The organism is Kitasatospora sp. NPDC101155 (assembly GCF_044768305.1).
Classification (GTDB): domain Bacteria; phylum Actinomycetota; class Actinomycetes; order Streptomycetales; family Streptomycetaceae; genus Kitasatospora.
This window is the reverse complement of the sequence record NZ_JBIWPN010000062.1, coordinates 1-21676: the sequence shown is the minus strand read 5'-3', so window position 1 is coordinate 21676 and position 21676 is coordinate 1. Positions and strand designations below refer to the sequence as shown.

At 71.5% G+C, this 21676-nt stretch carries 25 protein-coding genes and 2 pseudogenes; 13 read left to right on the top strand and 14 right to left on the bottom strand.

Annotation, left to right across the window (positions count from 1 at the left end):
• Positions 1-66: 66 nt before the first annotated feature.
• From ACIRYZ_RS41370 to ACIRYZ_RS41360, 3 genes are read right to left on the bottom strand one after another with little or no spacing between them, the layout of a single operon-like run.
• On the bottom strand, positions 67-498 hold the full coding sequence (locus tag ACIRYZ_RS41370; RefSeq protein WP_402953812.1) for an SRPBCC family protein: 432 nt from the start codon (positions 496-498) through the stop codon (positions 67-69).
• Positions 499-548: 50 nt separating this feature from the next.
• A complete protein-coding gene (locus ACIRYZ_RS41365; RefSeq protein ID WP_402953811.1) occupies positions 549-1007 on the bottom strand; it encodes a MarR family winged helix-turn-helix transcriptional regulator in 459 nt (152 codons plus the stop codon).
• A complete protein-coding gene (locus ACIRYZ_RS41360; RefSeq protein WP_402953810.1) occupies positions 1000-1755 on the bottom strand; it encodes an alpha/beta fold hydrolase in 756 nt (251 codons plus the stop codon). Before ACIRYZ_RS41360 ends, ACIRYZ_RS41365 begins: the two co-directional genes overlap by 8 nt.
• A 28-nt stretch (positions 1756-1783) precedes the next feature.
• Between ACIRYZ_RS41360 and ACIRYZ_RS41355 the strand changes: the two genes are divergently transcribed.
• Entirely contained in the window at positions 1784-2011 is a 228-nt protein-coding gene (locus ACIRYZ_RS41355; protein WP_402953809.1) for a hypothetical protein, read from the top strand.
• Positions 2012-2314: 303 nt separating this feature from the next.
• Here the strand turns inward: ACIRYZ_RS41355 and ACIRYZ_RS41350 are convergent, their stop codons facing one another.
• The 5 genes from ACIRYZ_RS41350 to ACIRYZ_RS41330 form a co-directional block, all read right to left on the bottom strand.
• Complete coding sequence (locus ACIRYZ_RS41350; protein ID WP_402953808.1) at positions 2315-2482, bottom strand: hypothetical protein; 168 nt, start codon at positions 2480-2482, stop codon at positions 2315-2317.
• Positions 2483-2775: 293 nt separating this feature from the next.
• Positions 2776-4050 (bottom strand): alpha/beta hydrolase family protein, encoded by a 1275-nt coding sequence (locus ACIRYZ_RS41345; RefSeq protein ID WP_402953807.1) that lies wholly within the window; start codon positions 4048-4050, stop codon positions 2776-2778.
• Between the two features lie 74 nt (positions 4051-4124).
• Positions 4125-4385 carry a hypothetical protein gene (locus tag ACIRYZ_RS41340; RefSeq protein WP_402953806.1) on the bottom strand — a complete coding sequence of 87 codons (261 nt, stop codon included), beginning with the start codon at positions 4383-4385 and terminating at the stop codon, positions 4125-4127.
• 79 nt (positions 4386-4464) lie between these two features.
• Complete coding sequence (locus ACIRYZ_RS41335; protein WP_402953805.1) at positions 4465-5499, bottom strand: hypothetical protein; 1035 nt, start codon at positions 5497-5499, stop codon at positions 4465-4467.
• A gap of 487 nt (positions 5500-5986) precedes the next feature.
• Positions 5987-6742, bottom strand: coding sequence for a glycoside hydrolase domain-containing protein (locus ACIRYZ_RS41330; protein WP_402953804.1), 756 nt, complete (start codon positions 6740-6742; stop codon positions 5987-5989).
• 43 nt (positions 6743-6785) lie between these two features.
• Between ACIRYZ_RS41330 and ACIRYZ_RS41325 the strand changes: the two genes are divergently transcribed.
• Positions 6786-7163: a hypothetical protein gene (locus tag ACIRYZ_RS41325; RefSeq protein WP_402953803.1), complete on the top strand. Its 378-nt coding sequence runs from the start codon at positions 6786-6788 to the stop codon at positions 7161-7163.
• Between the two features lie 574 nt (positions 7164-7737).
• Here the strand turns inward: ACIRYZ_RS41325 and ACIRYZ_RS41320 are convergent.
• Positions 7738-8475: an SDR family oxidoreductase gene (locus tag ACIRYZ_RS41320; RefSeq protein ID WP_402953802.1), complete on the bottom strand. Its 738-nt coding sequence runs from the start codon at positions 8473-8475 to the stop codon at positions 7738-7740.
• A gap of 142 nt (positions 8476-8617) precedes the next feature.
• Between ACIRYZ_RS41320 and ACIRYZ_RS41315 the strand changes: the two genes are divergently transcribed.
• From ACIRYZ_RS41315 to ACIRYZ_RS41280, 8 genes are all read left to right on the top strand, one after another.
• Positions 8618-9190, top strand: a complete 573-nt coding sequence (locus ACIRYZ_RS41315) for a TetR/AcrR family transcriptional regulator (protein ID WP_402953801.1) — start codon at positions 8618-8620, stop codon at positions 9188-9190.
• 113 nt (positions 9191-9303) lie between these two features.
• Complete coding sequence (locus ACIRYZ_RS41310; RefSeq protein WP_402953800.1) at positions 9304-9888, top strand: TetR/AcrR family transcriptional regulator; 585 nt, start codon at positions 9304-9306, stop codon at positions 9886-9888.
• Positions 9889-9964: 76 nt separating this feature from the next.
• Positions 9965-11185, top strand: coding sequence for an MFS transporter (locus tag ACIRYZ_RS41305; protein ID WP_402953799.1), 1221 nt, complete (start codon positions 9965-9967; stop codon positions 11183-11185).
• A 49-nt stretch (positions 11186-11234) separates the two neighbouring features.
• Positions 11235-12167, top strand: a complete 933-nt coding sequence (locus ACIRYZ_RS41300; RefSeq protein WP_402953798.1) for an MBL fold metallo-hydrolase — start codon at positions 11235-11237, stop codon at positions 12165-12167.
• A gap of 145 nt (positions 12168-12312) precedes the next feature.
• Positions 12313-12522, top strand: a complete 210-nt coding sequence (locus ACIRYZ_RS41295) for a hypothetical protein (protein WP_380615336.1) — start codon at positions 12313-12315, stop codon at positions 12520-12522.
• Positions 12509-13900 carry an amidase gene (locus tag ACIRYZ_RS41290; protein ID WP_402953797.1) on the top strand — a complete coding sequence of 464 codons (1392 nt, stop codon included), beginning with the start codon at positions 12509-12511 and terminating at the stop codon, positions 13898-13900. The genes ACIRYZ_RS41295 and ACIRYZ_RS41290 overlap by 14 nt, the downstream gene beginning before the upstream one ends.
• A 185-nt stretch (positions 13901-14085) precedes the next feature.
• Positions 14086-14478: a nuclear transport factor 2 family protein gene (locus ACIRYZ_RS41285; RefSeq protein WP_402953796.1), complete on the top strand. Its 393-nt coding sequence runs from the start codon at positions 14086-14088 to the stop codon at positions 14476-14478.
• Between the two features lie 101 nt (positions 14479-14579).
• A complete protein-coding gene (locus tag ACIRYZ_RS41280) occupies positions 14580-16052 on the top strand; it encodes an FAD-dependent monooxygenase (protein WP_402953795.1) in 1473 nt (490 codons plus the stop codon).
• Positions 16053-16365: 313 nt separating this feature from the next.
• On the opposite strand, the gene ACIRYZ_RS41275 is transcribed toward ACIRYZ_RS41280, so the two are convergent.
• Positions 16366-17301 (bottom strand): hypothetical protein, encoded by a 936-nt coding sequence (locus ACIRYZ_RS41275; protein WP_402953794.1) that lies wholly within the window; start codon positions 17299-17301, stop codon positions 16366-16368.
• A 212-nt stretch (positions 17302-17513) separates the two neighbouring features.
• Between ACIRYZ_RS41275 and ACIRYZ_RS41270 the strand changes: the two genes are divergently transcribed.
• The gene (locus tag ACIRYZ_RS41270) at positions 17514-18095 is read left to right on the top strand and encodes a hypothetical protein (protein WP_402953793.1); all 582 of its coding nucleotides are present in this window, start codon (positions 17514-17516) and stop codon (positions 18093-18095) included.
• A gap of 213 nt (positions 18096-18308) precedes the next feature.
• Here ACIRYZ_RS41270 and ACIRYZ_RS41265 read toward each other — a convergent pair.
• Positions 18309-18617, bottom strand: a pseudogene (locus ACIRYZ_RS41265) (helix-turn-helix domain-containing protein); the annotation flags it as partial.
• A gap of 475 nt (positions 18618-19092) precedes the next feature.
• On the opposite strand from ACIRYZ_RS41265, the gene ACIRYZ_RS41260 reads away from it, so the two are divergent.
• Positions 19093-19659 (top strand): Uma2 family endonuclease, encoded by a 567-nt coding sequence (locus ACIRYZ_RS41260; RefSeq protein WP_402953792.1) that lies wholly within the window; start codon positions 19093-19095, stop codon positions 19657-19659.
• A gap of 665 nt (positions 19660-20324) precedes the next feature.
• Here ACIRYZ_RS41260 and ACIRYZ_RS41255 read toward each other — a convergent pair.
• From ACIRYZ_RS41255 to ACIRYZ_RS41245, 3 genes are all read right to left on the bottom strand, one after another.
• Complete coding sequence (locus ACIRYZ_RS41255; RefSeq protein WP_402953791.1) at positions 20325-20747, bottom strand: hypothetical protein; 423 nt, start codon at positions 20745-20747, stop codon at positions 20325-20327.
• A gap of 127 nt (positions 20748-20874) precedes the next feature.
• Positions 20875-21228 carry a DUF6262 family protein gene (locus ACIRYZ_RS41250; RefSeq protein ID WP_402953830.1) on the bottom strand — a complete coding sequence of 118 codons (354 nt, stop codon included), beginning with the start codon at positions 21226-21228 and terminating at the stop codon, positions 20875-20877.
• Between the two features lie 13 nt (positions 21229-21241).
• Positions 21242-21379 carry a hypothetical protein gene (locus ACIRYZ_RS41245; RefSeq protein ID WP_402953790.1) on the bottom strand — a complete coding sequence of 46 codons (138 nt, stop codon included), beginning with the start codon at positions 21377-21379 and terminating at the stop codon, positions 21242-21244.
• Positions 21380-21466: 87 nt separating this feature from the next.
• On the opposite strand from ACIRYZ_RS41245, the pseudogene ACIRYZ_RS41240 reads away from it, so the two are divergent.
• A pseudogene (locus tag ACIRYZ_RS41240) lies at positions 21467-21676 on the top strand (hypothetical protein); the annotation flags it as partial.

Sequence of the window (21676 nt, the reverse complement as noted above, 5' to 3'; positions counted from 1 at the left end):
CGGGCGCGACACCGTTCCCCTCCTGCGCGCCGGCTGTGAGCGCGGGCAGTCGGGGGGCGGGGGGCTTCATCGGGTTTCGAGGATGTTCTTCAGGACGTCGAGGTTCTTCGCGACCGCGTGTTTGACCCGGGGGCCGGCGATCGCGGCAATCGGCTTGAGGGCTCCGGGGGCGGTGAGGTGGACGGTGTTGACCAGTCGGGTGGTGCGCTGGTCGAGCAGGGTCAGCCGGTAGGTGGTGGTTCCGGTGAGTGGGCCGAAGTCGCCTTCCGCGGCCAGCAGGTTCGGGGGGTCGTACTCGGTGATGCGGAAGTGCTCCTCGGCCGGGCGCGGGAGCGTGCGGGTCTGGTGGTAGGTCGATCCGACTCCGATCGGTCCCGGGGAGGACTGCTCGGTGTGGTCGAGCGCGTAGTTCCAGCGTGGGAGGTTCTCGGGCCGTGCGAGGTAGGCGAAGACCTCGCTGACGGGCGCGTTGATGGTCAGGGCGTTGTCGAATCGCATGGTCGTTCCTTCGCCGGGCGCGTGGCCGGCGGGTCCGTGCGGGCGTGGCGTCAGTCGAGGCCGAGGCGTTTGTTGAGGGCCTTGCCCGAGGGCAGGGCGTCGATGAAGTTGTGCAGGAACTCGAGCAGTGCGTCGGTGTCCAGGCCCTCGGAGGCGGTGTCCATCGAGGTGTAGAGGGACTCTTCGATCTCGGCGACCGCGGTGGCCAGGCGTTCGCCCTCGGGGGTGAGGCTGAGGTGGAGGTAGCGGCGGTCTGCGGCGTCGGTGCGGCGCTCGACCAGCCCGGCCGCGACGACGCGGTCGACCAGTCGGCTGGGATTGGTGCCGCTCTCGCACACCAGGAGTTGCCCGAGCCCGTTCAGGCTCAAGGTGCCGTGCTGCTGGAGCAGGCGCAGCACCTCGGCCTGCGACGGGGTGATGCCGTGGGGTTTGAGGGCCTGGATCAGCAGCCGGTTGCCTTCGCGTTGGGCTGCCAGGATCGCGAACCGCAGGTGTTCGGCCTTACGCATCGGCGCCCTGTCGGGTGGTCGGCAGGGCGGCGAGGAAGTCGTTGACTGCGGCGGCGTAGGTGACCGGGTGGGAGAAGCGGAACATGTGGCCGGTGCGCGGCAGCACGACCTCCCGGGCGTCGGGGATGCCCGCAAGCATGACCTTGGAGGCGTTCTCGCCGATCAGCACGTCGTGCGAGGGGGTCAGGACCAAGGTCGGGACCTGGACCTGGCCCAGCACGTCGACGTAGTCGGCGGTCACAGCGGCCCGCAAGCGGGCGCCGAAGGAGACGGCCGGGGTGTTTTCGAGGAACAGTTCGCGGCTGCGCGGCTCGCTCCAGGGAACCTCCCCCTCTCCGTCGAACGGGGAGGCGAGGCGGTGGGCGTGGGCTCGCAGCGTCAGCTGCCGGTAGAACGGCCCGCGGGCCTTGCCGATCGCCTGCATCAGGGCCTTCCACGGCTTCGAGTCGACCGGGTTGGCCGCGAATCCGCCGGACAGGACCAGGGCGCGCAGGCCCTGCGGGCGGCGGGTCGCGAGCGCGAGCGCGATGTTCGCGCCGAACGAGTCGCCGACCAGCACGAAGTCGTCCAGGTCCGCGACCGCGTTCTCCATGTAGTCGGCGTAACGCTCCATGTCGTCGACGCCTTCGGGCAGGCGCAGCGTCCGCTTGGGCGCCTCGCCGTAGGGGGCGAGCTGCTCGGCGCTCCACGGAGCGCCGGAGAAGCAGGGGATGAAGACCAGGGTCGGAATCTTCTCTGAAGTGTTCATATCGGACACATTACACGACACATGTGTCATGACATATGTAATCTGGGTCACACGTTGGGCCGCCCGCGGCGACCCGCACGAGCGGCCTCGCCTCGAAGAAACGCGGGTCAACCTCATCGCCCGGATCGCCGAAGCCGAACGCGAAGGTCGGCCCGGCGAAGTGGACGGGCCCGGCGTCAGCCTCGCTGCCGCCGAGCACAAGCTCGCCCGGCCCGACGCCGAGCTCGCCCGCCCGGGTGGGTGTGGTGCCCTGTAGAGCGCGGCCGTGCCTGCCGAGACCGGTGGCGAGCCACTGGGCGAGGATGTCGTACGGGTCGGGGCGGCTCACCAGGAGGCTGTGTGCGCGGAACAGGGGGAGGGGCCTCGCCGGCTGTTCTGTCGCATTGAAGTTGTCCGTGGATCACGCCTTGAGCTGCAGACCTGCCAGGACGGTTGGGAATTCCGCGGGGCCGCGTTCTCAACTGAGCCGGCTTCCATGGGCACTCGGAGAGCCGGCCGAACCTGGCCCGGTCCGTTTGAGCACCCGCCGCAGGGTGAGCCCGAGTGCGGCGGCTGCACCTCATGAACGCTTCAGGAACCTCAAGTAGAACGCCACGAACACCAGGACGATCCCGACGTTCACCACCAGCCGCTCCCAGAACTGATGCCTGAAGAACAGGACGTCCACGCCAACCACGACGGCCACCATCGCGAGCACATAGAGCACGACGACCGACTGTCTTCCCATCCTCCTGTTCTACTACGTGCGGTCGGGGTGGGAGTGCGCCGGAGCGACACATTCTCTGAACTCGGGCTCTGGACTCGGGCCCGGTCAACGGCGTCATGATCCACCGAAGCCGCGCTCCGTCGCGATGCCGCGCGCGGGATTCCGGCCGGGCGGTCGAGGTTGATCCCGCTCGTGGCCGCGAAGCCCAGGCTGAAGCCGCCGCCGGGCAGACCGATCTGCCCCAGCAGGGCGGCCAGTCCTTCTGGGCAAGCTGTGCCCCCGTCACGCGTGGCACACACGGCTCCGGTTGCGCATCACCGCTCGTAGACCACCTCGGGGAAGCTCGGCGACGGGCCGTCCAGGAGATGGTCGTCGTGGCCGCGCAGCCAGCGGTCGAAGAACGACGCGACGTACGAGCGGGTGGCCAGCACCGCGCGGTCCGGACGGACGTCGCCGACGTCCTCGGCCAGCTTCTCCGAGCTGATCGCGCCCTGGCGGGCGAGCTGGGGCAGCAGGGACTGCGAGTCGGTGTAGGAGCCGTGGCGGGAGCCGGCGAGGGTCACGTCGGCGTGCCAGCCGGTGCTGTGCTGCCACAGGGCGTCCCAGCCGGGCTGCCGGTGGTAGCTGCCGGAGTCGGGGGCCTGGGTGCCCATGAGCAGGAAGGGCCGGGTCAGGCCGTCCTCGGCGACGCTGGGCAGGAAGACGCCGGTCCTCCCGTCCGGGCCGGGGAAGTGCAGCTGGCCGTCGAGGTTGACGCCAACCTTGAGGCGCGGATCGTCGTGCATGGTCTGGAGGGCCGTGGAGCCCCCACCGGAGTGGCCGACCATGCCGATCCGGTCGAGGTCGAGGGAGGCGGCGAGGCCGGCCGGTAGCTGCTTGTCGTGGCGTAGCCCGGCGAGCCGGTCCAGGACGAAGCGGGTGTCGTCGACCCGGGTCTGCAGCATCTTGCGCAGGAGGGCGCCCATGTCGACGCCGGGCTGGTCCATCAGCGCGGGGAGGACGGAGGTCGCGAGGTCCCCGTCAGGGAAGGCGACCTCGGAGGCGTCGTAGGTGTGGTCGACGGTGACGACGGTGTAGCCGCGCGAGGCGAGGTCCTCCACCAGGCCGGTGCCCCAGGTGCGCGGGTCGCCGAAGCCCGCCGAGTACAGCACGACGGGCCGCTTGCCGCCGGGGAGGGCGGGCGCGTCGGCGCGGGCGTGGGTGCGGATGCCCTCCCAGTCGGTGCGGCCGGGCTCGAATTCGTGTTCTTGCTGGCCGACGCTTCCGTCGCTGCCGAAGTGATCGGCGGCAGCGGGGAGCATGTACGGCGTACGGTCGTTGCCGGTGGCGGGCCGGGTGGTCGGGTACCAGAAGCTGATCATCAGCTTGCGGTGCTGCCCGGGCTTCCACGGGTCGTCCCGGCGGTCGTCCGTGAGCTGCAGGGACGTCGTGCCGACCGGGTACGGCCCGGTGGGGTGCGGCAGCCAGGCCCTCGCCTGCTGCTCGGTGCGCCGCTCCGGCGCCGCCACCGCGCCCGGTGCGCCGACCACGCCCAACGTCGCCGTCGCCGCCAGCAGCACCGCCGCCACGGCCCGTCCTCGCCTGTTCATCGCCGTTCCTCCTCGTTCGGTTCCGTCTCGCCCTCAACAGGGGCGACGGTACGGGCGAGAAGGGCCGGAAACCGTCATACCGGGGTGTCAAGTCCGCTGTGGTACCCCGGTATGACGGTGTCCGGCGCTACAGGTACATCGGAGTGCCGGCCGGGCAGGTGCATGACGGCATCCGCACCCTGCACCACGGCGCCGGCCTCGCCCGCGGCTGGACGGAGCGCGACGTCGACGGCCCGGACGGCTGGGTGGCCCTGGCCGACGGCCGGGTTGTCCTCGGCGCCCGCCCGGGCCTCGCCGTGCCGGAGCGCCGCTGCGGGCTCACCGACGACGACCACCAGGCCGTCCGCGACCTCACCCGCACCCTCGATCCCGCGACGCTGCGCCAGGTCGGAGGTCTTTCTCAGGTGGCTCTGGTCAGTGGGGTATCCGGTTGTCGGTTGCCAGCACGTCGCCAGGCACCGTCGAGCCCACCTGGCGTCGCAGTGCGCCGATCGCCGGGTCGGAGATGGAGACCGTGAGCCGGTAGGGCGGCTGGCCGATGATGGTGTTGTGCGAGTCGGTCGGCGCCACCAGGCGCTGCTGGAGGGCGAAGCCGTCGAAGCCCGGGCACAGGGCCTCGACCGGGAGGGTCACCTGTACGGAGGCGCCGCTCTCGGGTCCGACGTGGACGGTGCCGCCCGCGTCGGACGGGGCGTCGTCGTCGGGTGTGAGCGGGAGGCCGTGTGCCCCGCCGACCAGGCCGTCCGGGCCCTCGATCTCCACCGCCACGCCCTGCGGACCGAGTGGCGCGGACAGGTCCAGCGCACGGTCGCCGGCGCCCGGACCGAGCTGCAGACCGATGGTGAAGTGCCCGGGGTCTGTCGCCGAGGTCCGTGAGAACCCGTAGGAGCCGAGGACGAGTTGCGGTCCCGGCGGTGGGGCGTCCGGCTGCTGTGCTCCGGTGGCGAAGGTGAAGGAGGCCGGCGCCGGCTCGAAGTGGTGGAAGCCCTTGGTGCCGCACCTGGTGCCGTCGGAGACCCCGCCACCGGGCAGCGCGACGTCCGCAGCCGGCCGGGGCGATGCGGGCACGGCCCGCGGGTTGCGCGCCGCAAGGCTGTCGCTGTTCAGCAGACCGGCTGGGTCCACCCCGACCGCGACGGCCAGCAGCGCCGCGAAAGCGGTGACCGCGATCAGCACGGTGCGCCGGCGTCCGGGCCGGGTCCACTTCGAGCGGGCCGTGCCGGAGGCCGCCCCAGGTGCCCAGCGGCGGCCTCCCGGGTCCACCGGCGGCTCCTCCCGCCATCGCGCGGCGAGCATCCGGGTCCGGGCGGTCGGCTCCTTGACGGCGGCGTCCCCGATGAAACGCTCGTCCAGGACGAGCCCCTCGAACGGGTCGGGTGTCGCCGGGCCCGGCGCCATTGGCTCCGGCTCGTGGGAAGGGGGCTGGTGGGGTTCCTCGGCGGTCGGCACGGCGCCAGTATGCCCGCCCGTTCGGACACACCGGCCGGCGAGGTGACCCGGAACGCCTTGCGGCTCGGACACCGACAGGCACTCAGCCCTCGGGTGTCCCCCGTCACCGGCACTGGTCGCGACACCGCATTCCGGGTCAGGGTCCGTGACAACGACCCGGCCCGCTCCGGCCCGGACCGGCTGGAGTGCCCCGGGTGCGTGCAGGCCCGTGCCGCACAGGACTTGGGCCCGCTGGTGCTGTCCGCGCCGACCAGGCGGGACCGGTTCCGCTCTCCGGGGACATGTACGCCCTGGACGGTGAGTGGCAGTGCCACCACCGAGCACGCCGCCCGCCTGCTCGACTCCCTCGGCCCGGCCCCGGGCGATCTGCAGCCGACCACCACCACGGGGCGTGACCGCTGCCGGGCGGCTCGGGCCCGCTCCGCGCCGCGGGCGCAGCGCTTGGTGCGGGCCACCGCTGGTTCCTGCCCGGGGTGGGCCGGGAGCGTCAGCCAACCAGCGCGACCGGTCCGTTCCAGGCGTCGTGGTCGACGGTGAGGGACACGCCTCCGTAGTTCTCCTGCTGGTCGACCGCGTACTGGTGGCCCCGCCAGGGGCCGCTCCACTGGCCGGCCGGGTAGGGAAAGTCACTGCTGGTGTCGGCCGCGCCGTCGTACAGAGCGTACCACAGGCTGTCCGGCAGGCCGGTCGCACCGGACGATGCCGCTTGGCTCATGGCCAGGGCGCTGGACTTGCTGAAGCCGTAGAAGCCGGCCCAGTAGCCGTGGGCGTGCAGGGCCGCGTCCCAGGCCTGGACGTACGTCAGCACCGCGCCGCTGCACGTGCGGTCGGAGGCGTCGTAGGTCTCCATGTCGAGGTAGATGGCGCTGCCCGTGCCCATGCCGAGGCCGGCGGCGTGGGCGACTGCGTCAGCGCCGTCGGAGGAGCCGAGGGAGGCGGCGTTGGCGGCGGTGATCCGCTCCGGGTTGCCGGAGGTCTGGCAGGGCGGCTGCGCGCCCACGTAGAGCGGGATCATCTGCCATCCGGCGGCGTGCACGGTGTGCACCCACGAGGACGTCAGGTTCGGCTGTGAGCAACCCCGGTTCTGGCCGCCGATGTAGACCGCGGCCGCGCCGTAGGGCGACTGGCCGTGCCACGCCTGCATCGCGGCCAGGGACGGTGCGGTGCAGGTGTCGAACGCCTTGCCGGTGAAGACGGCCGGTCCGCGCGCGGGCGCGGGTGCGGGCGCGGGGGCGTTGTTCACCGGGGCCGCTCCCTGACCGGCGGTGGCCGGTGCGGAAAGGGACGTGCTCGATGGCGCCGGGTGCGACGACGATGCGGACGCCGAGGCCGACGCGGACTTGGACGCCGGGGCCGAGGCGGACGGCGAGCCCGAACCGGACGGCGAGGCGGAGGCACTGGGGCTCGTACCGGCGCTAGTCGTGTCCGCGGTCGGCAGGCCGGTGGTGGTGTCGGCCGCAGCGCCAGTACCGGCGGCCGAGTGCGCCGTGGCGCCGCCGTTCGGGGAGGAACGCCCGACCAGCCCGGTGGTGACGAGCGTTGTCACGCCTGCGGCCAGGAGCACGCAGGCGGCGCTCAGCGCGATGGCCCGGCTGTTCCTGCGCTGTCGCGGCCGGGCGCGGTGGGAGGTGGTGGTGCTGGAGCTGTGCTGGTCGGACACGTAACTTTCCCGGGGGGGGCTTGGCGAAGAACGGCACTTGATCGGATCATGGTGACAGAGCGTCTTGTGGGCTTCATCACCGCCCCTTTGCTGCTGTGCCCGGGGGGTGACGCGTGCCCGGTACGGGCTGAGCGGCGAACCGGTGAGCTGCCACAGCGGTGTCGCTGGATGGCGTCCCGCCGAGTGCTGTAGTGGCGATCTCGACATCCGCTGCAGCTCGGAGGCCTTCCGGATGCCCTACCTCCCCGCTCGGTCGCTGCCCGGCCCCCGCGGCCGAGACCGTCGCCGGCTGACCAGGCCCGACCCGGACGACCAGGCCACCGAGGACGGCGTACACGATGGCGCCGAGGGGGCGGGCGAGGTCCGGCCATCTCCACCGCCGGCTCCGACCGGACGGTGCTGCGGGCACAGAGGACGGCGCCCGCGAGGTCGGTGGCCTCACGGACCCGGTCGTCCATTCGGGAGCGTTCCGCGCGGGGCACACCGGCATGCCTGCCGATGCTGCCGTCGGCACGCTGCCGGGCGTGCTCGCCCTGTCGTCGAGCGATGGCGGTCTCGAGCGGCTTGGCGCGCCGTGGTCAGGCTTGCACGGTGGGGCGGACGACAATCTCGCTGACGTCGACGCCGTCGGGCTGTTCGATGGCGTAGCCGATGGCGGAGGCAATGGCGGAGGGCGGTATGGCGATCTCGTCGCGCTGCCGGGTCATCGCGGCCGCGGCCTCGGGGCTGGCTCCCTTGCCGACGCCTTCGGTGTTGGTGAAGCCGGGCGAGACAAGGGTGACGCGCAGGTCGGGTCCCGATTCCTGGCGCAGGCCCTCGGTGAGCACCTTCACCGCCGTCTTGGTGGCCGCGTAGACCGCCTGTGGGGTCTTGACGACGTAGGCCGCGGTGGAGCCGACGTTGACGAACTGGCCGAAGCGCTGGCGGCGGAAGACGGGCAGGGCCGCCCCGATGCCGTTGAGCAGGCCGGTGATGTGGGTGGAGACCATGGCATCCCAGTCGTCCTGGCGCAGGTCGTCGAACGGCGAGACGGCCATCGTGCCCGCGTTGGAGACGAGGACGTCGAGTCGGCCGTACTGGTCGACGGCCGTGTCCGTCAGGCGTTGGAGGTCTTCGCGGCGCGTGACGTCGACGATGACGCCGGTGGCGGTGCCGCCTTTTGCCGTGATGCTGTCCACGACGGCGTTCAGCCGGTCCTCGCGCCGGGCTCCGAGTACGAGCCGGGCGCCCTTTTCGGCGAGGTAGGTCGCAGTCGCCTCACCGATGCCGCTGCTGGCACCTGTGATCGCGATGACCTTGCCCCGGATACCCGACATGATCATCGTCCTTTCGGAAGTGTGCGCAGGTCTGTGCGTTGACCTACAGTGAAAACGGAGGCGTCCCCGGTTGGTTCACGCTAAATGGGGGCACCTCCGCTTAGCAAGTCGAGAAGTCTCTGAGAGTGGATGGCGAGCACCGATGACCGACGGAGCGCTCCGACCGTTGCGGGCTGACGCACGGCGCAACAGGGAGAAGATCCTCACGACTGCTGTGCGCGTGTTCGCGACAGAGGGGCTGGACGCGCACCTGGAGCGCATCGCCAAGGAGGCGGGCGTGGGCAGTGCGACCCTGTACCGCAACTTCCCCACCCGAGAGGCCCTGATCGAGGCGGTCTACCGCAACGAGCTGGCCCACCTGTGCGACGCCGCGCCCGTTCTGCTCGCGCAGAAGTCGCCTGAAGAGGCCCTGCGCGCATGGACACGCCTCTTCCTGGACTACGTCACCGCCAAATACGGCATGATCGACGCCCTGCGCGCCATCGCCGCGACGGGAGGCAATCCCTACGGTCGCAGTCGGGAAATGATCCAGGCCGCTATCACCTCACTCATGGACGCGTGCGTGGCCGCCGGGGTGATCCGTACCGATATCCGGCCCACCGACATCGGTGCCGCCCTGGAAGGCATCGCCCTCACTTCGGCGGGTGCTGAACACCGACGGCAAGCAGAGCGCCTGCTCGACCTCACGCTGGACGGCCTCAAGATCCGCTCGTGACGGCACGTGCGGAGGGCTCGTCGAGGGGCTGAGCCGCGACGGTGCGGTGGGCGCGCTGTCGGAGGCAGGTCGACGTCCAGTCAGACGCAACTTCTTCGCATTAAGCTGTGTGCATGAGTGCCCGACCGACCACACGCCCCGGCGGGCGCAGCGCCCGCGTCCAGCAGTCCGTGCACCAGGCCGTCCGAGATCTCGAGGCGGAACTGGGCCGGGATGAGCTCACCGTGCCCCTGATCGCCGCTCGCGCGGGAGTCACGCCGTCCACCGTCTACCGGCGCTGGGGGGACCTGCGGGAACTGCTGTCCGACGTGGCCGTCGAGCGGCTGCGCCCCGACTCCCCGCCGGTTGACCACGGCAGCCTGCGGGCGGACCTGGAGGCGTGGACGGTGCAGTTCGCCGAGGAGATGTCCTCGACGGCGGGCCGCACGTACATCCGCGACGCCCTGCTGGGCGACCCCGAGCAGGGCAACGCGGCCCGGTGCTCCGACTACGCCGCCGAGCAGTTGAAGGCCATCGGCGTGCGCGCGGCCGGGCGCGGGGAGGCCGTGCCCGACGTGGAGACCCTGCTGGACGTCGTCGTCGCCCCCCTGATGTATCGGATCCTGTTCCGCCCCTCGGACCTGTCCGCGGCCTACGCCGGCCATCTGGTGGCGGCGGTGCTCGGCCGCGGCGCACCCTTCTCGCCACCTAAAAGCTAAATATTTGCGTTCCAGGGCCCTGTGAGCCTAGAGTGCTTAATGCAACGCATTTGCCTTAAGGCTCGGAGGTGCTTCCATGACCAGCGTCACAGCCCTGCCGCCCCACCCCCGCCGCCTGCCCCTGCTGAGCCACCACGGTGCCTTCCGGCTCCACGCCTCGGTCCTGGTCGGCCTGCTGGCTGCCTCCAGCGCACCGACCCCGCTCTACGCGCTCTACCAAGCCGCATGGCACTTCTCGGCCATGACGCTGACCGTCGTGTTCAGCGCCTACGCGCTCGCCCTGCTGGTGGCACTGCTGACCGCGGGCACGCTCTCGGACCACCTGGGCCGGCGCCCGGTCCTCGCCGGGGCGCTGCTGGCGGAAGGCGCCGCGATGGCCGTCTTCGCCACCGCCCAGGGGGTGCCGGCGCTGATCGCCGCCCGGATCCTGCAGGGCCTGGCCACCGGCGTGGCCACCAGCGCCGCCGGGGCCGCCCTGCTCGACTTCGAGGACCCCGGCCGCCCGGGCCGGGCAACGGCCGCCAACGGCATCACCCCCGTGGCCGGCATGGCGCTCGGCGTGCTGGCCGCCACCGCCCTCGTGCAGTACGCCCCCGCCCCCACCCGCACCGTCTACCTGCTGCTGCTCCTGCTCTTCACCGCGCAGGCCGCCGCAGTCCTGCGCACCCCCGAGACCGCCCGCCCCCACCCCGGCGCCTGGCGCTCACTGCGCCCCGCGATCGCCGTCGCCCCCGCCTCCCGGCCGGCCATGGCGCTCGCCGCGCCCGGCGTCGTCGCCGCCTGGGCCCTGGGCGGCTTCTACTCCTCCCTCGGCCCCTCGCTCGCCCGGCTCATCGCCCCGCACGCCGCCCGCGCGACCGGCGGCCTGGTCTTCTTCACCCTGACGGCCGCGGCCGGCCTCGCCGGCCACGCCGCCCGGGCACTGCCCGCCCGCACCGTGAGCCTGGCCGGCACCGCGCTCCTGACCCCGGGCGCCCTGCTGACCCTGAGCGGCCCCCACCTGCACAGCCTGCCCGTGCTGTTCGCCGGCACCGCCTTGGCGGGCGCGGGCTTCGGCGCCGTCGCCCAGGGCGCCCTGCGCCTGCTGCTGCCCCCGGCCGCCCCGGGCGAACGCGCCGGCACGCTCGCCGCCTACTACGTCCTCAGCTACCTGGCCATGAGCGTCCCCGCCGTCCTCGCCGGCCTGCTGACCAACCTGTACGGCCTGCAGACCGCCGTCTCGCTCTACGCCGTGACGGTCATCCTGCTGACCCTGATCGGCCTCACCCGCGCCGTGCGTCAGCCGCGCACCGCCTGACCGAGTCCTGCCTTCCCACAGAGCCCCGCCCGCCCGAAAGGACCCACCGATGAGCACCGCCACGCCCCGTCAGGCCACCCCCTTCGCAAGCACGGGATGGAGCCTCGGCGACATCGCCGTACGCCGCGTCGACGAGATCGAACTGCCTCGGCAGACCGGACCCTGGTTGCTGCCGGACGCCACCAAGGAGGTGCTGGACGAGGCGTCGTGGCTGCGTCCCGACTTCGCCGACACCGAGGTCCCATGGCTGGCGAGCCACAGCTTCGCGGTGGAGGCGGGCGGGCTGCGGATCGTCGTCGACACCGGCATCGGCAACGGCAGGACCCGTGCCAACCCGGCCTGGAACGGTCTCGACACCGACTTCCTGGAGCGCCTGGCGGCGGCCGGCTTCCCGCCCGAGTCCGTGGACCTGGTGATCACCACGCACCTGCACACCGACCACGTCGGCTGGAACACGCGCCTCGTCGGCGAGGACTGGGTCCCCACCTTCCCCAACGCCCGCTACCTCACCGGCCGCACCGAATGGGACCACTGGGCCGCCACCGACCTGGACGAGGCCCGCCGCCAGATGTTCCGCGATTCCGTCACCCCCGTCCGCGACGCCGGACAGTACGACCTCGTGGACGTGCCCGAGCAGGGGCGCGAGGTGGCGCCGGGCGTCTTCCTGCTCCCCGCCCCGGGCCACACCCCGGGGCAGGTCGCCGTGGAACTGCGCGGCAGCGACCGCCGGGCGCTGATCACCGGCGACAGCATCCACCACCCCGTGCAGCTCTCCCACCCCCACGTGAACAGCTGCGTCGACATCGACGCCGCCCAGGCGGTCCGCACCCGCGGGCAGTTGCTCGAGGCCCTGGCGGACACCGACGCATTGCTCCTGGGCACCCACTTCCCGCAGCCCACGGCCGGCACCGTCCGCCGGGAGAACGGCCGCTACCGGCTGCTCGCCGAGCCGGGCGTCGAGCTCCCGGCCACCGCGGCCTGATCACGCGGCCGGTGCCGCCCGGCCGCTCCCGTGCGAGCCGCCGACCAGCTGCGGCGCGGCGCCTGCAGCCACCTAAAGCTGATCCTTGGCCTTTATGGCGCCGGTTACTCCGCCGCTCCAACCTCGACCGAGAAGGAGAACGTCCGTGTCCACCGTCGAACTCACACCACCGGAGGCCGCCCGCTGGGCCGCCCGCGCCGGACTCGTGCTGCCCGCCGAGCGCCACGCCGCGGTCGCCGCGGTCGCCAACCACATCCACGGCGTCGTCGCGGTCCTGCGCGAGCTGGACTTCGCGGACGTCCCGCCCGCCGCCGCCTACCGCGCCGGAGAGGAGAAGCACGATGCAGCCGTATGAGCTGTCCCTCGCCGCCGCCGCGGACGCGATCCGCGCCCGGCGACTGTCCCCCGTCGAGCTGGTCGACTCCGTCCTCGATCGCATCGAGAGCGTGGAACCGCACCTCGGCGCCTACGTCACGGTCACCGCGGAGCACGCACGCCGGGCGGCGAGCGAGGCCGAACACGAAGCGGCGCACGGCCGTTACCGGGGACCGCTGCACGGCATCCCGATGGGACTCAAGGACCTGATCGACGTCGGCGGGATGGCCACCACGGCCAGCTCCCGGGTGCGCGCCGACCACCGCGCGACGGCGGACAGCACGGTCGCCGCGCGCCTGAGCGCAGCCGGCGCGGTCCTGCTCGGCAAGACCCACACCCACGAATTCGCATTCGGCCTGACCACCCCGCAGACCCGCAACGCCTGGGACCGCAGCCGGGTCGCCGGCGGCTCCAGCGGCGGTTCCGCGGTCGCCGTCGCCTCGGGCACCGCGACCTTCGCCCTGGGCACCGACACCGGCGGGTCGATCCGGGTGCCCGCCGCGCTCAACGGGGTCGTCGGCCTCAAACCGACCTACGGTCTCGTCCCCCGTCACGGCGTCACCTCCCTGTCCTGGTCGCTGGACCACGTCGGTCCGCTCACCCGCACCGTCGAGGACGCCGCCCTGGTCCTGACCGCGCTGGCCGGACACGATCCGCGCGACCCCGCCTCGCTGTCCGTGCCCGCCACGGACTACCGGCCCGGTGCCGGCACGGACCTGACGGGGCTGCGCATCGGCCTGCCGCGCACCTACTACTTCGACCACGTCGACCCGCGCGTGGAGACCGCCGTCCGGCACGCCATCGGGCAGCTGGAAACCCTGGGCGCACGGCTCGTCGAGGTCGACATCCCGATGACCCGCTACATCCAGGCCACCCAGTGGGGCCTGATGGTGCCGGAGGCCGGCGCCTACCACGAAGGCGGCCTGCGCACGGTCCCCGAGCTGTACCAGGAGGACGTCCGCATCCTCCTGGAGGCAAGCGAGTTGATGAGCGCCGGCGACTACGTACGCGCTCAACGCTCCCGCACGCTCATGCGCGCCGAGTGGGCACGGATGCTGGAGGAGGTCGACGTGATCGCCGCCCCGAGCGTCCCGATGCCCGCGGTCGGGGCCGACGAGGAGACGGTCATCTGGCCCGACGGCACGGTCGAGGGCGTCTCCGACGCCTACGTGCGTCTCTGCGCCCCCGCCAACATCACCGGAGTGCCCGCCCTGACCGTTCCGGTCGGCCACGACTCGGCGGGCCTGCCGATCGGCATGCAACTGCTCGGCCGGCCCCTCAGCGAGCCCACGCTCCTGCGGGTCGGCCACGCCTACGAGCAGACGCAGCCCGTCCGGGCACTCGCCACGGCGGCCTGAGCGAGCGCCCCGGGCGGTGGGTTCTTGCCCCGTGCGCCCCAAGTGCGTGTAGGCCCGGAGTCTGTCACCCGTTCAGATTTGCGTGCGCCGAGCACGCTTTTGTTGTACGGTAAGAAGCGTGCTTGAAGCACGCATCTCCGATCGATGCACGGCGGGCTACTCCCGCACCCGACCGAAGGAATCCCATGAACCACACCGACGCCCGCACCGCCCTCACCGACCTGCTCCTCACCCCGGGCCTCGACCTCGACGAGGCCGCCGACCGGCACTTCGCCCCCGACTACCGCCAGCGCACGGACGGAAGCTGGGCGAACCGCACCGAGTTCCTCGCCCACATCGCCCACCTGCGGACGGTCGTCGCCGGCGGCTCGGTCGAGGTGCACGACGAACTCTCGTCCGGCGACCGCTACGCCGACCGCCACACCATGACCGTCACCAAGACCGACGGCTCCACCGTCCGCATGGAGGTTTACCTCTTCGCCGAGTTCGCCCCCGACGGCCGCTTCCGCCGCATCGAGGAGACCACCCTCATGCTCGAAGGCGCCGACGCGGACCGGAACCTCGGCAGCGCCCGCTGAGCCACATTGCCCACCTGACGCCACGAGGCCGCCCCTGTCCCAGCACATCGGCGCGCCGCCGTCATGGCGCATCGTCACAAAAGTGAGAGGAAGTGGTTGTCATGCTCGACGTGCTCATCGCCGGGGCCGGCCCGGTGGGACTCTGGCTCGCCGCGGAGTTGCGCCTGCACGGGGCGGAGGTGACCGTCGTGGAACGCCGGGCGGCACCGGACGGACGATCGCGCGCGGTCGGCATGCAGGCCGGCACCTTGGACACCTTTGCCACTCGCGGCCTCGCGGAGCGGTTCATCGAACGCGGCACCCCGGTGCCGACCGGCCACTTCGGCGCGGCGACCACCCGGCTGGACTTTTCCACAGTCGGGGCGGTGCACCCGTTCATGCTGGCGCTCGGTCAGTCCGTCACCGAACAGCTTCTGGAGGAGCACGCGGTTGCCGTGGGCGCCCGGGTGCTGCGCGGGGAGGAGGTCGTCTCGCTCACCCAGGGGTCGGACGCCGTCGAGGTGGTGATCCGGGCCGGCGGCACCCACCGGACCGTGCGGGCCCGCTGGGTGGTGGGCTGCGACGGCACCCGCAGCGCGGTGCGCCAGGCGGCCGGCATTGACTTCCCCGGTCAGGACAGCACGCTGACCGGGTGGCTCGCCGACGTCGAACTCGACGATCCGCCCACCGCGCCGCTCGCGGCCACCGGGTCGGCCGGTTCGTTCCTGGCGGCCCCGATCGGCGACGGCGTGCACCGGCTGGCGGGCCTCTCCACGGCCACCATGCACCACAGCGCCGGTGAACCGCTGACGTTGGAGGAGGTGCGCGAGCAGACCCGGGCGCTCCTGGGACGGGACCTGGGCATCCGCAACCCCAGGTGGCTGTCGCGCTACGGCAACGCCACCCGGCAGGCCGCGCGGTACCGGGCCGGACGGGTGCTGGTGGCCGGGGACGCGGCGCACATGTTCTTTCCAGCGGGCGGGCAGGGCATGAACCTCGGCATCCAGGACGCCACCAACCTGGGCTGGAAGCTTGCCGCCACCCTCCAGGGCCGGGCACCCGACGGACTGCTCGACAGCTACGACACGGAGCGTCGGCCGGCCGCCCGCGCCGTGATCGACAACACCCGCGCGCAGCTCGCCCTGTTCGCGGCGGCGAGCCCGGAGCAGATCGCGCTGCGCGAGGTCTGGTCCGCCGCGCTGGCCGAACCGCAGACCAACCGGCAGTGGGCCCGCAGGATCGCCGGCTTCGACGACCCGCTCCCCGCCGACACCGCACCCGGCGCCCACCCGCTGGTCGGCACCCGACTGGCCGGCCTCGCCCTGGACGCGGCCGACGCACCCACCCCCCACCCGCTGATGCGCCACGGCCGACCACTGCTGCTGGACCTCGGCGGGACACACACACCGTGTCCCGTGGACGGCCTGGAACAACGGGCGGCCGCCGTCAACACCGTGACGACAGACCCGATCTGGCGGGACGTCACCGCAGCCTTGATCCGGCCGGACGCCCGGATCGCCTGGGCCAGCACCGACACCGACCCGCACCGCCGGGCCGCGGACTGCCTCACCGCCCTGCGCGCCCTGTGCCGCTGAACGCCGCTCGGTGACCCACCTGCTGGCCCCGCTCGGCGGCCCGCTCGGCTGGAGACGGCGTTCGAGGGCGAGCAGTTCCGTCCGACTCCAGCCACCACTGCCGGGCGGTGGCGTACGTGCGCTGCCAGGTGATCGGCCAGGCCGGGCACCGCCACGGGTCGATCTCCTCCAACGCGGCCCGCCGCTCCGCCGCCGGCTCGGCACGATGTCGACGGAGTACCGGCGCCGGTTCCGGACCGTCCGGGGGTGAACGGACGACGGACGCCCGCGGTCCGGGGACCGCGGGCGTCCTGGGTACCTCAGCGGTGCCGCGTCAGCGGCGGGCGCTCCGACGGCGGGCGATCACCAGCGCGCCCCCGCCGACGGCGAGCAGCGCGGCCCCACCAGCGCCGTAGACGATCATCTGGCTGCTGTTGCCACCCGTGCTGGCCAGGGTGCTGGCCGGCGTGGTCGAGACCGGATTGGCGGTCGGCTTGCCGACCGGGCCGGCCGTGTCCGCCGGGGCGGGCGGCGCCGGCACGGCCGGGGCGGTCGACGGGGTGCCGCTGGACGGCGTCCCGGTGGTGGCCGGCGCCGACGGCTTGGCGGTGGTGGAGGGCGAGGCGGTGGCCGTCGCGGTGGCGGTGGCCGAAGGCGTCGTCGTGGCGGTGGGCGTCCCGGTCGGGTGCGGGGTCGCGGTGGACGTGGGCGACGCCGAGGAGGTCGGCACCGGGACGGTCGGCGTGCCGGTCGGGGTCGGCGTGCAGGCCTTGCCGCCGTTCCAGGCCGAGATCAGGTTGTCCGGGAAGACCCCGTCCGGGTACCTCGGCGCGGGGTTGGCGACGCCGTCGAACTTCTTGTCGCCGTTGTACAGGTCGATCTGGCCGTAGCACTTCGGCAGGTGGGCGGAGACGTCCAGGGTCGCCTGGCGGTTCCCGCTGCGCAGCGTGGTGGTCGCCCAGCCGAGGAAGGTCTGCTTGCCCGAGGTGGCCCAGGTCGGCCCCTCGGTGTCGTAGGAGGCCAGCGAGACCCGGTAGTCGCAGCCGTCCGCGACGTCGCCGACCAGGCGGACCTGGATGACGCCGTGCGGCTGGGACATCCGGCCGTCGGAGATCCAGTCCTTGCCGCCGTCGACGGAGAACTGGACGTCGACGGCGCCGCACCCGTGCTCGGCCCGGGCCTGGGCGGTGCCGGCGGTGAGCAGTGGAGCGCCGACGGCTATGCCGAGGGCGGCGAGGGCCGGAAGGCTCCGGCGCAGGAGTTGGTGCACGAGCAAGCTCCCTAAGGGTTGTACACGGTTCGGGTGGGACTCACCGCTTCCCCGGTGGCGATCCGGTCGGACCGTCACCGGAACAGAGCGGACGTGAAACCGTGACCGTACCCGATGGCCCGGCAGTCCCGGGCCCCAGGGCGTGAACGTGGCAGCGAGTCAGCCGTACTCTCGTTCAGCCCGGAGCAGTTCAAGGAGCTGAATTGTGCGTCATGCACCCGCAGTTCGCCCAGCTGGGTAGCTCACGAGGGTCGGTCGGTGCGTTGGGCGGCTTCGAACTGTTCGAATCTTCGCCTACCACCCCGACCACCCCGACGGACAACGCCACGGAGGTGGCTGACGGTGCCGTGGGGCTGGTGGGCACCCGCAACGATGCCGACACCGGATTCGGCGGTCGAGTCAGCCAAGCCCGGCAACTTGTCGACCTGGCCGAACGGACTCTGGAATCGGCTGTCACCTACGAAGTCGAACGTGGCAGCTCCTGGGCACATATCGCGGCCTACCTGGAGATCAGCGCCGAGGAGGCCGAACAGCGGTATACCCCCGCTGTCCAGGCGTGGAACAGAGCGTTCGAGGAGCCGTACCGACTGGATGAAACCGGTCGCAAGCGCATCCCGCAGTTGCCCACCGCGGCATACGACCCTACCTGGGCATGTACTCAGCTGGACCGGTGGGCCTACCTCCGGCACGTCGGAATCGACGACAGGCAGGCTGTCAGCGCCAGCCTCGTCATGGCCGAGGCTGCGGACGAGCAGGTCCCCGGCGCCCAGACCTGGAGTGCCCGTTCGTGCTGATCCGGAAGTCGTCCTGGGTCGATGTGATCAGCAAGGTAGACGAGGGTGGCCTCGGGGTCCATACCGAAGGCGGCGGCGACGAGCTTGGGGTTCATCGTGTTCACGAGGTCGACGAGGCGGGTGCTGCGGACCCAGGCCGCGGAGGGTGAAGAAGTCCTCCAGGGTCCGGGCGAAGGTGCCCATGGACCGTCCTGGGCGGCGGGACCTGTCCAGCAGATAGGACGGACGCAGCTCGCGCACCCGCTCCCGCAGGATCGACAGCCCGCGCTCCCAGTCGATCCGCTCGGCGATCACCGTGGCAGGCATGGCCGGCGTCTGCTGCAACAGCTCGCGGATCCGGTCCTCGACCCCGTCCACCGCGGAGCCCTTCAACGGCCGCTGGTAGACCGGCGGCCGGTCCGAGGCCAGGGCCCGCGCCACCGTGCCCCGGGAGATCCCCAGCTGTCGGGCCACAGCCCGCGCCGACAATCCCTCCGCGCGGTGCAGCCGCCGGATCTCGGCCCAGTCCTCCACCCCGATCACCTCTTCCCTCCTGACTCCAGAACCTCTGAAGCCAGGATGATCAAGAGATCATGCAGTGACCCGCTTTTGATCCGCTGCCCGTGGCCCTCGTTCGACCCGTTGCCGACACCCCCGCGAGCGCGGGGCCGACCCGCTGGCAGTACTCGATGGCGTCGCGCAGCTTGCTGCCGCCGGGTCACCCCAGGTCTACCCGGGTGCGGCATCAGCCGGGGCATCTTCGCGCAGGCGGAGCGGACCAGCCCGCCGAGCCTGAGACGTAGTTCGGGCTCCTTGGGGGTCTCGCCAATCACTCCGCCGATGTGGCGGTGACCCATGGTGGCACCTAGTAACGTTACTGAGTGCCCTGGACCCCGCTCATACCGCTGCGTGCCAGGGCCGGCTCAGCACTCCGGCCGTGACAGCCGGACCACAGCCGACCCATACCAACTGTCACTGGTCCGTTCCGAGGACTGAGATCCGGACAGGAGAGCAGCAGGTGAGTACGGCGCATGCCGGCCCGGGTGACTACAGCCAAGTGCCTAATCCAGAGCAGGCACTGAAGTACGCGATTCAGCATATTGCGGGTGACCGTGTCGAGATCGTCGAGGGAGTCATTACCCCCGTGTCACCGTCCTGGGCCCACGCGACCGCCGTAGATCTGATCCGCGAACAGATCGGGCCCCGTATGCGCGAACTCGGCCTGCGCGCCGGCTCCGGAAACCTCGACCTACCTGGCACAGAGAACTTTTACGTCCCCGACCTTGCTGTCGTACCCGCCGAGCTCGCGAAGACCGAAGGAGCCCTCCTACCCGACCAGACCGTACTCGTTGTCGAGGTGACCTCGCCGTCGAACGGCGACACCGACCGCACCTCCAAGCGTCGGCGCTACTCACAGTTCGGCGCTCCCGTGTACCTCCTGGTCGACCGACAGGAACGCACCTGCACCCTCTTCTCCCAGCCGGGCAAGCTCGGCTACACCCTGGTCGAAGGCCCCCACCCCTTCGGTACGCCACTGCAGCTGCCGTCACCGTTGAACCTCGAACTCGATACAGCAGGTTTCTGAGCACCCGCGAGGGCAGGCTCCAGGAGCCTTCATTTAGGGCAGAACACCGAAGGCGTAGCACCTCGCATGGGCGCAGCGGACAGGGCCGAGTACGAGTTCGGCGGCGACGTCGGTCATCTCCCGCGAGCGCGGGGCATCCTGGACCCATGGGCCATTAGATGGGTGCGACCTGGACTCGCCGTTGGAGTCCGGGCCTGTGCACGGTGGGCACTGCCACGATGGAAGCAATTCTGCCGTGAGAGCCGTGCTGACGGCGGTTCACGCATTGACGGCGACACGCCGCGCGGAGGAGCCGTGATGACTCACACCACACTGTCGGATGTCGCAAGTCTTGTGGCGGCGATCGCGTGGCCGGTCGTGGTCGGTGGCGCTTTGTGGGCGGCTTACCGGTCCGGGCTCTTCCGCAGTCTGCAGCGCGCGCGGTTCTCCGGGTTTGGGGTAGATGTCGACCTGACCGTCGCGCAGCGGCCAACCTCCGCCCCAGCTCCTCGGCGACCGAACTCTTTCCCGCACCGGGCAGCCCGGCCATCGCGATCGGCATGAGCCCAGCCTCGCATGCCCGCCTGCCGCCACAGCAGAACGGACAGTCAGGAACTCAGACCACTCATCCGGCCACGCCGTCACCCACAGAATTTGACAATTGCTCTGTCGCTTGCTTCGGAGGGTCAGCCGGACGATGTCTCGACTGTCACTCCGACGGAATGGTGTCGGAGCCGGGAGGCTACAAGTTCCATCTCGACGAATGTGCCCACGAGGCCGGTCGTCTTCAACTCGTCTGCCAGGGCCCGTGCTTGTGCCAGTGATAGGCCGTGCACCTCTCGAAGAGCGCGAAGGACGGGCACTGCACTCGCCTCGGGCTCTGTCAGCCGGAGCCGGGCGGGTCCGTATTCAGCCAAGAGGGCCTGGCGGATCTCCTCCGGAGTCGCGTCGCCGAAGTCCTGATCGCACCAGCCGACGGGGCAGGACTGGCAGGCCCCCTCAGTTCCCCACCACAGGCGTCCACCCTCGATGGACTGGCCGGTGTTGAGGATCAGCACACCGCCGCAGGCCTCGCATCGCGTTGCGATATCCACTCCCTGGCTGATCACCGTGCTCCTCATCATCGGATCTTGCCCAGCATGGTGCCGCAACAGCTTTCCTTCGTCGACCGCATATCCGCACCGAGCTCCCGCGCGGCTGCAGGAACGGGCGCGGTCGGGATGCTGACGCATCAGCTCAGCACGGGCCGATCGACCTTGGAGCCGGAGGCTTCGCTGTGGCGCGGACGCCTCGGACGTCGGCAGTGCGTTGCTCACCGAGCGCGCGAGCGAGTGCCTGTCTGAGCTCGTGATTCTCCGCCTCCAGTCGGCGGTTGCGCTCGATGGCGGCCTCGGGGACGGGACTGTGTCGGGCCCGGAGGTGTTTGATCTCGGCTCGCAGGTCCGACTGGCTGTAGAGCCAGGACCGGGAGACGCCGGCCTCACGAGCGACGGACTCGAAGGTGATCACGACGCCGGTGGCGTCCATGCGCCGCAGGGCCGATGCTGCCTTTCGGCGGGTTGCTGCTTGGCGGCGGGCCGCGGAGACGATCAGGTGGGAGTTGTCAGCCCGCAGTGGCGGTCTCCTCGCGCTGGTCCTGGCCGTCCCCCAGCTCGCGGATCATGCGGCCGAGGTTGTCGGCGACCTGCTGGTTCATCTCGGCGACGCGCGCGTGGCCGCAGCTGTTGGCGTTGTCGATCAATGCCAGGGTCCGGGTTGTCGCCGCTTCGTGAAAACTGACCCCCAGGCGCTCCTTGGGTTCTAACGCTTGTCGCAACATTCCTTGATCATGATGGGTGTGTTGATGGCGAGGCGGGGACCCAAGCGCAGGCTCGATCTTGAAGCCGAGTACTGGCGCTTGCTGCAGTCCGGGGTGGGCACGGTCGAGGCGTGCAAGCAGCTCAGGATCGGTAGGAAGACCGGTTACCGGTGGCGGGCGGAGAACGGCGGCCTGCCGCCGGAACGGCTGTCCGAGCCGTCCCGGTCCGACCGATACCTG